This window comes from Kluyvera sp. CHPC 1.2972, from assembly GCF_036759925.1.
GTDB lineage: Bacteria > Pseudomonadota > Gammaproteobacteria > Enterobacterales > Enterobacteriaceae > Kluyvera.
Map to the genome: position 1 here is coordinate 18,531 of NZ_JAPKIB010000011.1, position 14,983 is coordinate 33,513.

The window sequence follows — 14,983 nt, forward strand, 5'->3', positions numbered from 1 at the left end:
ATTTATAACAGGATATAGACGTTAACAATGATCACCGGTGACTTAAAAAGTAAAATCGACGGGCTGTGGGAAGATTTCTGGGTGGGTGGTATCACAAACCCGCTGACCGTTATCGAACAGATCACCTACCTGATGTACTCCAGGATGCTGGATACCCAGGAACAACGGGACGAGAAGCGTAAGCAAATCACAGGCGTTGATTTTAAACCGCGCTTTGCGCCTGAGCAGCAGGAGTTCCGCTTCAGCCATTACAGCAACCTTGGCTCGGATGAAATGATGGACGTGGTGCGTGATGGCGTCTTCCAGCATTTCCGACAGCTCGGCCAGGCTGATGCATCAAAGGTGACACTGCTGGGCAACTTTATGAAAGATGCCCGTCTGGAGATCGTCAAACCGTCGCTGTTAACCAAAGCCGTGGAGGTGATCAAAAACCTGCCGCTGGATCGTGGCGACACCAAAGGCGATCTCTACGAATACCTGTTAAGCAAGCTGACCACCGCCGGAATCAACGGTCAGTTCCGTACGCCGCGCCACATTATCCGCACGATGGTTGAAATGATGGAGCCGAATCCAGCGCGTGGTGAGACGATTTGTGATCCGGCCTGTGGCACTGGTGGTTTTCTGGCGACCAGCTATGAGTACCTGCTGGAAAAATACAGCTCGCTGGAGTCCATCCATACCGAGATTGGCAGCAACGAACGCGGTGAGCTGGAAGAGCAAAAAATCTTTACTGGTGATCTGCTGACGCCGTGGCGTGACCATGTGGATAACAACATGTTCCACGGCTACGACTTTGACACTACTATGCTGCGTATCGCCGCTATGAACCTGATTATGCACGGCGTGGAAGAGCCGGATATCCACTATCAGGACACCATGAGCCAGAGTTTCAGTACCAACTTCCCGCAGGCCAGCAAAAATGCTTTCAACCTGATATTGGCGAACCCACCGTTTACCGGTTCACTGGATGAGGAAGATATCGACGCCACGCTGTCGGCGATGGTGAAAACCAAGAAAACTGAGCTGCTGTTCCTGGCGCGCATTCTGCAAATGCTGAAAGTAGGCGGACGCAGTGCCACTATCGTGCCGCAGGGCGTGTTGTTTGGCTCCAGTAAGGCGCACCAATCACTGCGTAAAACGCTGGTAGAAGATAACCAGCTGGAAGCGGTGATCAACCTGCCTTCCGGCGTATTTAAACCTTACGCTGGTGTGGCGACGGCGATCCTGATCTTTACCAAAGGTGGTCAGACGGACGAGGTCTGGTTCTACGATCTGCAAAATGATGGCTACAGTCTGGATGACAAGCGTAACCCGATAAAAGACAACGACCTGCCGCATCTGCTGGCAAGCTGGAAGCATTACCGTACTTTACGCGGGCTACCGGTTGATAACTTTATGGGTGAGAAATTAGCCTCATTGTTGAAACAACAGTCCCCGGAAGGGATTGATGCTGGCGTTGATTTTAAAGATCGCACGCAGGCGGTGTTTGTGGTGCCGAAGGAGGAGCTTGCGGCGCAGAAATACGATCTCTCCATCAACCGTTATAAAGAAGTCGTGTATCAGACGGAGGAGTATGAAGATCCGAAGGTGATACTGAAGCAGTTGAAGGATCTGGAAAAAGAGATTCTGGCGGATTTGGATGAGCTGGAGGGGATGCTGTGAGCTGGCCAATGGTGAAGTTAGGGGATGTTTTATCGATCATTCGAGGAGTAACGTTTAAGCCAAATGATCAGGTTGAGCCATTGAGTGAAGGTTCAACAATTGTCATGAGAACAAAAAATGTTCAAAGGAGTGGGTTAGATATTTCGGATTTAATTGCCATTCCCGATAGTTTTATCAAGCGGGATGAGCAATATTTACGTTCTGAAGATATGCTTATTTCCAGTGCAAATAGTTGGGAGCTTGTTGGGAAAATTAGTTTTATTGATAAATTACCGGCAAAATCTACTGCTGGTGGTTTTATATCAATCATTAGAGCAAAAAAAGAAAAAGTCATTCCAAAATATTTATACTATTGGCTGACACTTGAACACACTCAAGTAATAATAAGAAATTGTGGACAAAAAACGACTAACATATCAAACTTAAATCTTGAAAGATTTAAAGAATTGTTTATACCTCTACCATCCTTAAATGATCAGAGACGTATAGTTGCTATTCTTGATAAAGCAGCGAACATACGCCAAAAACGCGAACAAACCATCAAACTGGCTGATGATTTTTTGCGTGTTACGTTTTTAGCGATGTTTGGTGATCCTGTTGAAAACCCGAAGAGATGGGATGTGGGTTCTTTGTTAGAATATGGTTCATTTAAAAATGGAATGAATTTTACGAAAGGTGAGTCAGGCTCTGTACTGAAGTGCCTGGGAGTTGGCAATTTCAAATCACTAGCAACGATTACCTGCATGGACAATATCGGTGAAATTGAATTAAATACTCTCCCTTCAGATGATTATCTTTTGAAAGATGGTGATATCGTCTTTGTCCGTTCTAATGGTAATAAAGCCTTGGTCGGAAGATGTCTTACTATTTATCCAAATAAAGAGAAAGTCACATTTAGTGGATTTTGCATTCGATACAGAATAGAAAAGTCTGCAATCACGGCAGAATATCTTAACTTTCTCTTCCGTACACCTTCAATGAAACGGCAAATGTTAAGCGGGGGCCAAGGGGCGAATATTCAGAATATTAGCCAGGGTACCTTATCTGCACTCAGGATACCTGTACCTCCTTTAGAAAAACAACAGACATTCTCTAAAGTCGTTAGTTTTCACTCTGAACTAATGAAAAAACTTAATATAGTTGAAACAAATGATATGTTTGGCTCAATTAGCCAAAAATACTTCAATTAATCAGAGTAATTATTAATAAAGATGAAAAAATGACCCACGAATACTGGTCTTGGCTATATTGGCAGTGATGTCTTTATAGCCTCATCTTTATATTTTCATGAGCGCATTTCCCCGTCAGGGTCGTATCTACTAAAACAACATCATCAAGCCTGGAAACCAGCGTGAAAATAATTCCATAACCATCATCAGATTAGCCCAATGCTTTCCCGCCATAGTTGAATGTCACATTGTCATGTAAGAACGCCAAGTCTGACTTACCCAGTTAACCATGTTGATATTGATACTATATTGACTATATGCCGTACAGGTGGTAATGATTTGTTACAACCATATAGGAAAGGCAGAAAATGACCCTTTTGGTAACGGCTGAGTGTGTCGACGATTTGATAAACGATGTTCATCAAGCTATCCTGGCAGATGGACACAGTAACGATCCTACAAAAGGATCAACTCTAGAGATTCTTGGTGCCTATCTTGTCCTTACCGACCCTCGCCGAAGAATAAGTAGAACAGAATCCCGAGGAAAACTAATTAGTTGCTTAGGTGAATTACTGTGGTACCTCTCAGCTCAGAACGATCTCGAGTTTATCAAACACTTCATACCACGTTACGCTGAATCCGCTGAGTCAGACGGAAAAATACATGGTGGTTATGGCCCGCGGTTGTTTAATATGCGCGGTTTATATAATCAGCTGAAAAATGTCATCAACCTTTTGCAGGAGAAAAAACCTACCCGACGTGCAGTAATACAGCTTTTCGATGCTTCAGACTTGGTGCCCTCAAAAACTGAACAGCAAGAATACGTAGATATTCCTTGTACAATATCTATGCAGTTTATTGTCAGACGTGAGGAGCTGCATCTATTTGTTTGTATGCGTTCTAATGATGCCTTTATGGGGCTGCCCCATGATGTATTTGCTTTCACGATGCTACAGGAATTAGTCGCCCGCTTGATAGGATGCGAATTGGGCCACTATCATCACTTCGTATCCAGTCTACATCTCTATAAAAATGATTTAGAAAAAGTGGAGGCACTTCAGAAAGAGGGGTTCATGAGCACGCTACCAGTCATGGGATCGATGCCTGAAATGCATTCCTTAGATGATATATTACCCCTGCTTGAGGCAGAAAAAGCTCTTCGAGAGAATAAGGAGTTTGATATTGACACTACTTCCTTGAATGACTACTGGAAGGATTTACTGCGCATTTTAAAAATCCACTTTTTGTTACGTTCACGTACATCCATCCACAAAGAACTAGCCTTCCAAGAGTTGGCAGCAATGAAAAATCAGGAATATCGATTTATTTTTGATGGAAAATTACAATGAAAAGACACAATCAAATCAGTCAGTTGGTTGCTAGTTTGCAAAATTTTAGTCGCAATGAACACAACCTAAATGGCCTAAGTTCTCCCGCCTGCTTTGATGTTTTAGCCTGTCAGATTATCGACAGTATACGTCGTATACGCTATGTGGAAACTCTTGCATTACGGACTAATTATATGACTCCGTTACGAAAAGAGCCGAATTCTGATGTTTTTGATCCTCTCCGCGCTGCCTGCCTTCATCTTCGTGACAACAATTACGACGAAGCCTGCTGGCTGGTTTTCCTTGCCACACATTTCGGCAAGAGTAACAAAACCGGCTGGATTTTGTGTCGAGATATATACAGTGGACTCGGTACACAAACGTGGACATGGGATACGATAACTGATGACTTTGCTGCTTTTGAACAATGGTTCGCCAGCGTCTCTGATGAGCTGACAGCAAACAGCAGCCTAAGACAGTATGGTAATCACCGGAAATATGAAACGAAGAAATATCACTCTCGTCGTTCAATACCTGCGGTTTTTCGCTCTTATATCGGATTTATTGGCGCCACACACAGTCATGAGGCTAGGTTTGCAGAGGCCAAGAGCTTTTCATCTTCACCCGAATCTTTATTCGAACTATTGTATTCAGGGCTAAATGCTGTGATCTCATTTGGACGAACCGCAAAATTTGATTACCTAACTATGCTCAAGAAAACTGGACTTCTGGATGCAGAGCCGGGTCATGCCTTTCTGAATGGAGCAACAGGTCCCCTTCAAGGAAGCCGGCTACTTTTCAGCAATAGCCGGACTGCTGGTGACACAATAGACGTATTGAATGAAAAACTGGCTGACCTTGCGGCAATTATTCCTGCACCCTACTTGAGAATGCAGGTCATTGAAGATGCGTTGTGCAACTGGCAGAAATCACCTGACCGTTATGTCTATTTCGGCGGCTGATATCAGACGATATCTTCTTTACGGAATCTCACTTTAAACCGATTAAGGTGAGAAAAGGGTATATTACCTTCGTGCTGCAAATATCCCAGCACGATCCCTTTGGATACCCCCATTTTCCTAGCTAATCGGATAATCTCTTTCCAGTGCCGGACACCATAGCGACCAAGCTGCTGCCGGTATTCTTCTGGGATAAGAACATCAACGGCAAATTTATCAGCTTCCTTTTCCTCTTCCGACGAAAGCCCATCTTTACCTTCTACGCGAACTCGGACAGCTTCATGCAAGATAAGATGCCCAATCTCATGAAACAGCGTAAACCAAAAATGGTCATCGGTCAGATAACGGAAACTCATGACTAGGGTAGCGCGATCTGGTGTAAAAAAGCAGGTAGCACCACTTGCCCGACATCCCCTTGGCGTTGGCAACACAACGAGAGAAACTCCAGCAGTGGCGAGAAGGTCGCGAATGTAAGGGATAAAAATCCCCATGTCAGGTTCATTTGTAGCTTTGCGCAGCTCTGGCAACAATGCTAGTAGCACCTCTTTATCCCATACTGCACAGTTTTGGTTTGAGGTAATTTGTGCCGCCCTAGTCAGCCATACCAAATCGGCCACAGGTTCGGTTGCCAGATTAAGAGATTTACGAAAAGCGACCAAAGGAGCATCTGACTGAATTTTATAAAAAAAATCATTCACGGAATTTATTCCGAAAAATGACAGACAGTGCCTGAATTTACTTTCCCGAGTTGTAGTTTTGGGGATCCAACCAAACTCCATCATATCACGTACAGGCAATGATTCGAGCCAATCACTGTTCACTTTCTCGAGGTATTCAATTTGCTGGCGATAAGCGTCTTCGCGCTTGATCCAGAAGTCTGTCGATACGCTGAATAGCTCCTCAAGCTTAGAAGCCAGGGACTCATTAAGTCGGATTTTTCCTTCAAGAAGTTGCTGACCCCGGATAAGAGACAATCCAATCCTCTTACTCAGTTCTTCACCAGAGAGCCCATGTTCATCCATTAGATCTATAATCGTATCACCGGGTGGAGATACCCAGTCAGGCTGGAAGTCCTGCGTAACCATCATTTCACGTCACCTATGAACACTAACCGTATCCGGCTGACTCGGGACCAGTTAATTGTATTGTCTTGATTTTTGGGCTTAATTGTATTCCCACAGACAAACCCCATTTTTACATCACCGAAAAGAGTAATTGTAATACACTCTTCCCCATCCTCAAAGCGTACCTCCGGCGAACCTACTGGCAACAGTAATATGTTGTCGGTCACGGAAAGATCGGAAAGTCGCGAGCGTAGTCTTGATGCCAGTTTGTCACCAAAGATCTCATTTGCCTCGTGCATACTCTCGCAAATAGCCCTTAACTTCTTGCTTTGAAAGGTAATGAACAAAATTATCCACTTTTATTTTTCTTGGTTGCTACGTTTATAGCAAACTCAACGCTCATTCACAAAATGAGATGTATCGAATTAATGGACTCTGCACATATTTAATGTTAATGATGGACTTAAAATGGCGGATTCGTAAGGGAAACATGAAAGGTAAACATCAAGACACTAAAGCCCTGTCTGACGTGCTAGCAGAAATGCAACGGCAGGATGCCAAATGGGGGGCAGACCGTAATCAAGATCCTTTTATCTGGGGAGCGATTCTCGGGGAAGAGGTGGGAGAGTTTCATCAAGCCGTCCTCCATGATCGTTTTGGTGGTAAAGCAGCTGGTACCAGCAGGGAGGAAGCGGTGCAAATTGCTGCCGTCGCACTGCAAATCATCGAATATTATGATCGCGTAAGCAATTGATAAATTAGAATTAATCAACAAAGCCTTTCACACGCGAAGATGAGCTCTGGCAGTGCATCTACCTTCTTGAGTATGTAGAATATATCTAATTGCAATACTCCCAGTAAATCCCCAACCAGCCTCTCCAGTAAGGCTGGCCGATTAGGGTTAATTAAACAGATATAACAGGCAATTCACTTGGTATTACCCCGGTTGATCTTCGCGTAGTCAAACGGCGTAACCCCCCTCTCCCGATTTGCATCCAGAAAATCCGCCCACCATTGCAGCATCAGCTTGCGCTCATCCAGATGCTCCGCTTTATGGATATACGCCGCCCTCACCGAATTGCGTTCCATATGGCTCATCTGCCGTTCTACCGCATCCTTCGACCATAGCCCTGACTCAACTAATGAACTACAGGCCATTGTGCGGAAACCATGGCCGCAAACCTCAACTTTAGTGTCATAGCCCATCACCCGTAGCGCACTGTTCACGGTGTTTTCACTCATCGGTTTACGCGGATCATGATCGCCAATAAAAATGAGTTCATGTTCGCCGCAGAACTGTTTTATCTGCTTCAGTATCGCCAGCGCCTGCTTTGAAAGCGGCACCAGATGAGGTGTACGCATCTTTGATCCTCGCTGAGAATGTTTCACGCCGGGAATAGGCTCTCGCTCAGGCGGGATGGTCCACATTGAAGTTTCAAAATCGATTTCTGACCAGCGAGCAAAACGCAGCTCACTGGATCGAATAAAGATAAGCAGAGTGAGTTCCGTTGCCCAGCGGGTTAGCGGCCTGCCGGTATAGCCGTCTATTTTCTCGAGTAACTCAGGTATGCGCTTTAATTCCAGCGCCGGGCGATGTTGTCGATTACTGGAAGCAACCGCCCCAGCCATCTCTTGTGCCGGGTTATAATCAATTAACCCACTTTGCACCGCATACCGCATGATGGCCGTAGTGCGCTGTTGAAGACGGGCAGCAACCTCAAGACGTCCAGACATCTCTACGGCTTTAATGGGGGCTAATAAATCGCGCGTTTTTAATTCAGTGATATTACGTTCACCAAGCGCTGCAAAGAGATTATCTTCCAGACTTTTTAGCACACGATGGGCGTGATCTTCAGACCACTTTTTATTGGTGCCATGCCACTCGATCGCTACCTCTTTAAAGGTTCGTACTTTACTCTGTTCAACCTTATCATTTTTCTTTTTGTCTCCCGGATCGACGCCATTCGCTAGTAGCTTACGCGCTTCGTCACGACGTGCTCTGGCATCCGCCAGTGTGATTTCAGGATAAACCCCAAGTGCCAACATCTTTTGCTTGCCGTCATAACGGTACTGCAAACGCCAGTACTTAGAACCATTAGGATGGACAAGCAGGTGCATACCGCTGCCATCGGTCAGTTTGTATTGCTTATCCGTTGGCTTGGCTGTTCTGACCTTGATATCTGTTAACGCCATGCTTATCCCCTCCCTGTTGGTACAAGCATTATCGAACCGGAAATACCATCATCTGTACCAACATGTGTTGGTAGATGTCCGTTGAAGTCGGTTGACCTTGAGAGAGTTAATATAGCTGGAAAGGTAGATAAATACTGGATTTTAGACATAAAAAAAGACCTCAGTTGAGGTCCATTTACATGCTTTTGGTGCCGAAGGCCGGACTCGAACCGGCACGTATTTCTACGGTTGATTTTGAATCAACTGCGTCTACCGATTTCGCCACTCCGGCACGGAAAGGTATGCGGAAAACGTTGTGGATTATACCTGTCACGCGCCACCATGCAAGCATCAGTCACCTACTCCCCCACCAAGTGTCTAAAAAACCGTCGCCTTCCCAACAAAACCCTTAGCCACCGCTAACTCGGCCCCCAGTCAGCGCTTTTTCCTGGAATCCGCCTCGCAAAAAAATGCAACGTGACCGGGTCGGTTTACATTTGCCCTCGTTTGATATGAGATCGCGTTACTAAATCTCGTAACAGCAGCCATTGTGCTCAGGGCATCGCTATGCGCTTCTATCAGGTTGAACCCACGCTGGAGAACTACTGGCGCGGAATTATTCTCTTTGGCAAAAACGTCGCGTCCTATAAGTTCGCGCTGGCGCATTCGCTGTACGATCTCAAGCCTGAAGGTAGCGATCTGATCTTGCTGGACGATCTGGCGGTGCCGTTCAGCGATCATCTCTGTCGCCATCTGCAACATGCGCCGAAGCAGATAACCTCGCGCAGCAGCCAGTTTATTAGCGCCTGTTCGCAGTTCAATGCGGGGGAAATCACCCGTGATGCATTAACCGCGATTACGGTGCGTCAGGGGTTCAACAACGTGATTGATGCCTTCCACAACGTGAATCAGGGCGAGATTGAGAAACGCTTTTTTATCGATGAGCGCAAAACCCATAAGGGCATACGCCTGACGGAGAATTTTTACCGTCTGGGTGAACGCCTGCAGTATCAAAACCTCAGCTTTGAAACCAACGCGCGCTGGAGCCTGGTCGAGCAGGCGTGGGCGATGAATATCGCCAGCCAGCTTATCAACGTGGAGTACGACGAAAACGATCAGATGCTGTTTAGCCGCAGTAGCGATCGCCGCGCGGCCATCTCGAGCTGTCGCGATAGCCTCAACGGCTACCAGAAGGGGCGCTGCTTTTACTGCTATGCGCCCATCAGCCTACAGCCGGGCGATGAACAGTTTGCTGACGTTGACCACTTTATCCCATGGAAAGCGCGTGAACAGGTGCGCAACGTGAATGGCGTCTGGAATCTGGTTTTGGCATGTAAGGAGTGCAACCGGGGCGAGAAAGGCAAGTTCGCGCGCCTGCCGTCCCGCAAGCTGCTTTCGCGCCTGCACGATAGAAACGAGTACTTTATCAATAGCCACCTGCCACTGCGCGAAACGTTGATTCGGCAAACTGGAACCGCGACGGCGCAGCGCGAAAAATTCCTGGCCACTAGCTGGAACGATGCGCTACAAGTGCTTTTTCACCAATGGGAACCTGTCGCACAGGGAACGGATACTTTCTGATGACGCTTGAATACTATCAACACCACGCCGACGATTTTTTTAACTCAACGGTCAATGTCGATATGCGTTCGCTTTATACGCCTTTTCTGGAGCGCATCCCGCAAGGCGGCTTGCTCCTGGATGCCGGATGCGGCTCCGGGCGCGATAGCAAAGCGTTTTTACAACAGGGCTATCAGGTTGAGGCGTTTGATGCGACGGCGGAAATGGCAAAGCTTGCCAGCCAGCATACTGGGCTGTCGGTTAAACAGATGACCTTTAGCGACGTCGATGCAGTTAACCGTTACGACGGCATCTGGTGCTGCGCCTCGCTGCTGCACGTCAGTGCCGTCGAGCTGCCGGATGCGATGGCAAAACTGGCGCGAGCGCTCAAGCCCGGCGGTATCTGGTATGTCTCCTTTAAGTATGGCGACGGCGAGCGGGTCAAAGATGGCCGTCACTTTACCGACCTCAATGAACAAGGGCTGAATACTCTGCTGGCAGGGCTTGCGGGCATCACGCTTGTCGGTCACTGGATAACGGAAGACAAGCGTCCCGATCGCAGCGAAACGTGGTTAAACGCACTGTTACAGAAGCGCTCTTAATCCCCCCTTCCGCCAAGCGCCCCGCCCCCACATGCTCTACACTCTCAGTTCAACACCACACTGAGAGATACACGATGTCCATAATAAAAAGCTACGCCGCGAAAAATGCCGGGGCAGAACTGGAAGTCTGGGAATACGATGCCGGAGAACTGCTGCCGGAAGACGTTGAGGTGAAGGTTGATTACTGCGGGATCTGCCACTCGGACCTGTCGATGATCGACAACGAATGGGGGTTCTCTCAATATCCGCTGGTTGCTGGTCACGAGGTGATTGGTCACGTGGTGGCGCTGGGCAGTGCGGCGCAGAGCAAGGGGCTGAAGATTGGTCAGCGCGTGGGCATTGGCTGGACGGCGCGAAGCTGCGGCCACTGCGATGCCTGTATCGATGGTAACCAGATTAACTGTACCGAAGGCTCGGTGCCGACCATCCTCAACCACGGCGGCTTTGCCGATAAGCTGCGCGCCGACTGGCAATGGGTTATTCCGCTGCCGGACAACATTGATATCGAAACCGCAGGCCCGATGCTGTGTGGCGGGATCACGGTCTTTAAACCGCTGCTGATGCATCACGTCACCGCCACCAGCCGCGTCGGGGTGATTGGGATTGGTGGGCTGGGGCATATCGCCATTAAGCTGCTGCGCGCGATGGGCGCTGAAGTTACAGCATTCAGCTCCAATCCGTCGAAAGAGCAGGAAGTGCGGGCGATGGGTGCGGACCACGTGGTTAACAGCCGTTCGCCGGAAGCGCTCAAAGAGCTGGCGGGTCAGTTTGACCTGATCATCAACACCGTCAACGTCGACCTGAACTGGCAGCCGTACTTCGAAGCGCTGGCCTCGGGCGGCAACTTCCACACCGTGGGTGCGGTGCTGACGCCGCTGCCGGTACCGGCGTTTACCCTGATTGGCGGCGACCGTAGTGTCTCCGGTTCAGCGACGGGTAACCCGTTCGAACTGCGTAAGCTGATGAAGTTTGCCGGTCGCAGCAAAGTCGCACCCATCACCGAGCTGTTCCCGATGTCGAAAATCAACGATGCCATCCAGCACGTGCGTGACGGTAAAGCCCGTTACCGCGTGGTATTGAAGGCTGATTTCTGATGTTTATCCGGCGGCGTTCTGCCGCCGGTTCTTCTCTTCGTCGTTAAGCTTTTGCGAAGGCCGCGAAGACTTCCGCTACGGCAACGGCACCTGGGTCCGGCACGCCGTTCAGGTTATCGCTGTTCACGTATGACGCGCGCCCCGCTTTCGCTTTTTGCATCGTCGCCGTGCTGTCAGCACCCTGCTGCGCTGCCGCAATGGCTTCTGCCAGCCCTCTATCACGCAGCGCTTCCAGCGCCGGTTGCAGGGCATCGATTAACGTACGGTCACCGGGCGCGGCACCGCCGTAGAACTTCATCTGCTTTAACCCGGCCAGTAGCGCATTTGCCAGTGGTTCGCCCTGCGCCAGCGCCTGCCCGGCAGCGGTGAAGAATAGCGACATCAGCACACCGCTGGAGCCGCCCATTACCGTTGCCAGACGTTCGCCAATCAGCTGTAGAAGCTGCGCCGGGTTATCGAGCGGCAGCACGTTCTGCTTGAGCAGCGTGGCGATATCCTGCGCGCCTAGCGCAAAGGTCGAGCCGGTATCGCCGTCGCCCACTTTAGCATCCAGCGCGTTCAGGCGGCTCTCGAGACCCAACAGTGTCTGGGTAGCTTGTGCCACCAGCGCATGCACCTGCGGGTTCTCCGACGGTTGTACCTCCAGCGCGTCGTGTACTTTGGCATGCGCCAGGGTTCTCAGCGGCGCAAAGGCCACGGCTTTCACCCAACCGCTGGTCTCCACATCGGCCAGCAGCGCCTCTTCAATGGCCTGATTCAAAATTATCAGCGAAAGCGAGAAGCCCTTCATATCGAGCGAGCTGACCAGCGTCGCCGGGCCAATCAGATAGGCTATCTGCTCACGCAGTGCGGAGTGCGCAAGCTCTTTGGCGAGCAGCGCCATCTCAAGCTCCGACACGCCGCCCAGGTTGTTGATTAACACCGCTACGCGGTTGTCCCCCGCCGAGGCTTTCAGAGTCTCAACCAGCGTACCGATCAGCTGTTTGCTGTTATGGCTGCTGACCGTCGAAGCGCCGGGCTCACCGTGAATACCGAGCCCCAGCTCCACCTGACCTGGCCTAATGCGGTCTTCGGTCTCACCGCCAGGTAAATTGCAGGTCTCCATCGCCAGCCCCAGGCTGAACACGCCGCGGCTCGCCTGCTGGGCTATCTCATGGACTTCACTGAGCGATTTCCCCTGCTCCGCCGCGTAGCCTGCCACTTTATGCACTAACGCCGTGCCCGCAATGCCGCGCGGCTGTTTGTTATCCGGCAGCGCAACGTCGTCGGCGACAATCACCATCTCGACCTTCAGGCCGTAGCGCTTGGCCTTTTCGGCGGCGAGGCCAAAGTTGAGGCGGTCGCCGGTGTAGTTTTTGACGATCAGCAGACAGCCGCGATCGCCCGTAACCGCCACGATGGCGTTAAGCACTGCATCTACGCTCGGCGAGGCAAAGAGATCGCCGCATACGGCAGCGGTGAGCATGCCTCTGCCGACAAAACCCGCGTGCGCCGGTTCATGGCCGGAGCCGCCGCCGGAGATTATCGCCACCCGGCTTTTATCCCAGTCGCTGCGGGCGACGATACGAATCGCCGGGTCGATATCCAATCGCACCAGGTTCGCGTGAGGTGCGGACAACACTAAACCTTCAAGCGCATCGTCAACAAGGTGTTTGCGCTCGTTAAAGAAGAATCTGGACATAGCATTCCAAAAAAAAGTAAACCGTATGCAAAGCATAGTCGGCGCTGGATAACGCGCCGCAAAACGGACAATTTACTGCCGCGAGATGTCGTTGTTTTGCCTATACTCGACGCAGAATAAATGGAGGATTACCCATGAGCGCACCTTTGCTTATCGCACGCACCCAGGACAAGCAGCTTGAACTGCTGCCCAATATGGCCAATCGTCACGGGCTGATTACCGGCGCCACCGGTACCGGGAAAACCGTCACCCTGCAAAAAATGGCCGAGTCGTTCTCGGAGATTGGCGTGCCGGTCTTTATGGCGGATGTGAAAGGCGACCTGACCGGCGTGGCAGAGGAAGGTCAGGCCTCAGAGAAGCTGATGACGCGCCTGAACAATATCGGTGTCACCGACTGGGAACCGCACGCTAATCCGGTGGTGGTGTGGGATATCTTCGGCGAGAAAGGCCACCCGGTTCGCGCCACGGTCTCAGACCTTGGCCCGCTGCTGCTGGCCCGTCTGCTTAATCTCAACGAAGTGCAGTCCGGGGTGCTGAATATTATCTTCCGCATCGCCGACGATCAGGGCCTGCTGTTGCTGGATTTCAAAGACCTGCGGGCCATCACTCAATACATTGGCGATAACGCCAAATCCTTCCAGAACCAGTACGGCAATATCAGCACCGCTTCCGTCGGCGCCATCCAGCGCGGGCTGCTGACGCTGGAGCAGCAGGGTGCCGAGCACTTCTTCGGCGAGCCAATGCTCGATATCAAAGACTGGATGCGTACTGACAGTAACGGCAAAGGCATTATCAATATCCTCAGCGCAGAGAAGCTCTACCAGATGCCGAAACTCTACGCTGCCAGCCTGCTGTGGATGCTCTCCGAGCTTTACGAGCAGTTGCCGGAAGCAGGCGATCTCGAGAAGCCGAAGCTGGTCTTCTTCTTCGATGAAGCGCACCTGCTGTTTAGCGATGCCCCGCAGGTGCTGCTGGATAAAATCGAGCAGGTGATCCGCCTGATTCGTTCTAAGGGCGTGGGCGTCTACTTTGTGTCGCAGAACCCGTCGGATATTCCCGATGCGGTGCTGGGCCAGTTGGGCAACCGCGTGCAGCACGCGCTCCGCGCCTTTACGCCGAAGGATCAGAAAGCGGTGAAGACAGCGGCGCAAACCATGCGCGCTAATCCGGCGTTTAATACCGAACAGGCGATTCAGGAACTGGGTACCGGCGAGGCGCTGATTTCGTTCCTCGATGCCAAAGGCAGCCCGTCCATCGTTGAGCGGGCGATGGTTATCGCACCGTGTTCACGTATGGGGCCGGTGACCGACGACGAGCGTAATGGTTTGATTAATAACTCACCGCTGTACGGTAAGTACGAAGATGAGATAGACCGCGAGTCGGCGTTCGAGATGCTGCAAAAAGGGGTGCAGAACAGCGCCGGTCAGGCAGATGCCCCTCCGGCGAAGGGCCAGCAAAGCGACGATGACGGCATCCTTGGCGGGCTGAAAGATATTATCTTCGGCACCACCGGGCCGCGCGGCGGCAAGCATGATGGCCTGGTGCAAACGGCGGCGAAAAGCGCTGTGCGTCAGGTAACGAACCAGATTGTGCGTGGGATGCTGGGCAGCCTGCTCGGCGGGCGGAAGCGTTAGTTCATCATCATAGTCGGTTTGCCGGATGGCGGCGTAAACGCCTTATCCGGCCTACGCA

The 14,983-nt window shown here is 50.4% G+C and carries 12 protein-coding genes and 1 tRNA gene; 9 read left to right on the forward strand and 4 right to left on the reverse strand.

Going from position 1 to position 14,983, the window contains the following annotated elements; all coding sequences use genetic code 11:
- Positions 1-27: 27 nt before the first annotated feature.
- From V6944_RS16360 to V6944_RS16375, 4 genes are all read left to right on the forward strand, one after another.
- A complete protein-coding gene (locus V6944_RS16360; RefSeq protein WP_333499706.1) occupies positions 28-1,662 on the forward strand; it encodes a type I restriction-modification system subunit M in 1,635 nt (544 codons plus the stop codon).
- Positions 1,659-2,852 (forward strand): restriction endonuclease subunit S, encoded by a 1,194-nt coding sequence (locus V6944_RS16365; RefSeq protein WP_333499707.1) that lies wholly within the window; start codon positions 1,659-1,661, stop codon positions 2,850-2,852. Before V6944_RS16360 ends, V6944_RS16365 begins: the two co-directional genes overlap by 4 nt.
- A 347-nt stretch (positions 2,853-3,199) precedes the next feature.
- Complete coding sequence (locus V6944_RS16370) at positions 3,200-4,180, forward strand: thymidylate synthase (RefSeq protein ID WP_333499708.1); 981 nt, start codon at positions 3,200-3,202, stop codon at positions 4,178-4,180.
- Positions 4,177-5,121, forward strand: coding sequence for an alpha-glutamyl/putrescinyl thymine pyrophosphorylase clade 3 protein (locus tag V6944_RS16375; RefSeq protein WP_193136386.1), 945 nt, complete (start codon positions 4,177-4,179; stop codon positions 5,119-5,121). Before V6944_RS16370 ends, V6944_RS16375 begins: the two co-directional genes overlap by 4 nt.
- Before the next feature lie 2 nt (positions 5,122-5,123).
- On the opposite strand, the gene V6944_RS16380 is transcribed toward V6944_RS16375, so the two are convergent.
- Positions 5,124-6,206, reverse strand: coding sequence for an ImmA/IrrE family metallo-endopeptidase (locus V6944_RS16380; RefSeq protein WP_032676659.1), 1,083 nt, complete (start codon positions 6,204-6,206; stop codon positions 5,124-5,126).
- A gap of 466 nt (positions 6,207-6,672) precedes the next feature.
- On the opposite strand from V6944_RS16380, the gene V6944_RS16385 reads away from it, so the two are divergent.
- On the forward strand, positions 6,673-6,936 hold the full coding sequence (locus V6944_RS16385) for a MazG-like family protein (protein ID WP_048269809.1): 264 nt from the start codon (positions 6,673-6,675) through the stop codon (positions 6,934-6,936).
- A gap of 173 nt (positions 6,937-7,109) precedes the next feature.
- Here the strand turns inward: V6944_RS16385 and V6944_RS16390 are convergent, their stop codons facing one another.
- Together V6944_RS16390 and V6944_RS16395 are read right to left on the reverse strand one after the other, a co-directional pair.
- The gene (locus tag V6944_RS16390) at positions 7,110-8,375 is read right to left on the reverse strand and encodes a tyrosine-type recombinase/integrase (RefSeq protein ID WP_333499709.1); all 1,266 of its coding nucleotides are present in this window, start codon (positions 8,373-8,375) and stop codon (positions 7,110-7,112) included.
- A 186-nt stretch (positions 8,376-8,561) separates the two neighbouring features.
- Positions 8,562-8,646: transfer RNA gene (locus V6944_RS16395), tRNA-Leu, on the reverse strand.
- Between the two features lie 275 nt (positions 8,647-8,921).
- Between V6944_RS16395 and V6944_RS16400 the strand changes: the two genes are divergently transcribed.
- From V6944_RS16400 to ahr, 3 genes are all read left to right on the forward strand, one after another.
- On the forward strand, positions 8,922-9,935 hold the full coding sequence (locus V6944_RS16400; RefSeq protein ID WP_333499710.1) for an HNH endonuclease: 1,014 nt from the start codon (positions 8,922-8,924) through the stop codon (positions 9,933-9,935).
- Positions 9,935-10,516, forward strand: coding sequence for a class I SAM-dependent methyltransferase (locus V6944_RS16405; protein ID WP_333499711.1), 582 nt, complete (start codon positions 9,935-9,937; stop codon positions 10,514-10,516). The genes V6944_RS16400 and V6944_RS16405 overlap by 1 nt, the downstream gene beginning before the upstream one ends.
- A gap of 74 nt (positions 10,517-10,590) precedes the next feature.
- On the forward strand, positions 10,591-11,610 hold the full coding sequence (gene ahr, locus V6944_RS16410; RefSeq protein ID WP_123651094.1) for an NADPH-dependent aldehyde reductase Ahr: 1,020 nt from the start codon (positions 10,591-10,593) through the stop codon (positions 11,608-11,610).
- A gap of 43 nt (positions 11,611-11,653) precedes the next feature.
- Here the strand turns inward: ahr and V6944_RS16415 are convergent, their stop codons facing one another.
- Entirely contained in the window at positions 11,654-13,291 is a 1,638-nt protein-coding gene (locus V6944_RS16415; protein ID WP_333499712.1) for a dihydroxyacetone kinase subunit DhaK, read from the reverse strand.
- Positions 13,292-13,425: 134 nt separating this feature from the next.
- On the opposite strand from V6944_RS16415, the gene V6944_RS16420 reads away from it, so the two are divergent.
- Positions 13,426-14,925: a helicase HerA-like C-terminal domain-containing protein gene (locus V6944_RS16420; protein ID WP_333499713.1), complete on the forward strand. Its 1,500-nt coding sequence runs from the start codon at positions 13,426-13,428 to the stop codon at positions 14,923-14,925.
- Positions 14,926-14,983: the final 58 nt, after the last annotated feature.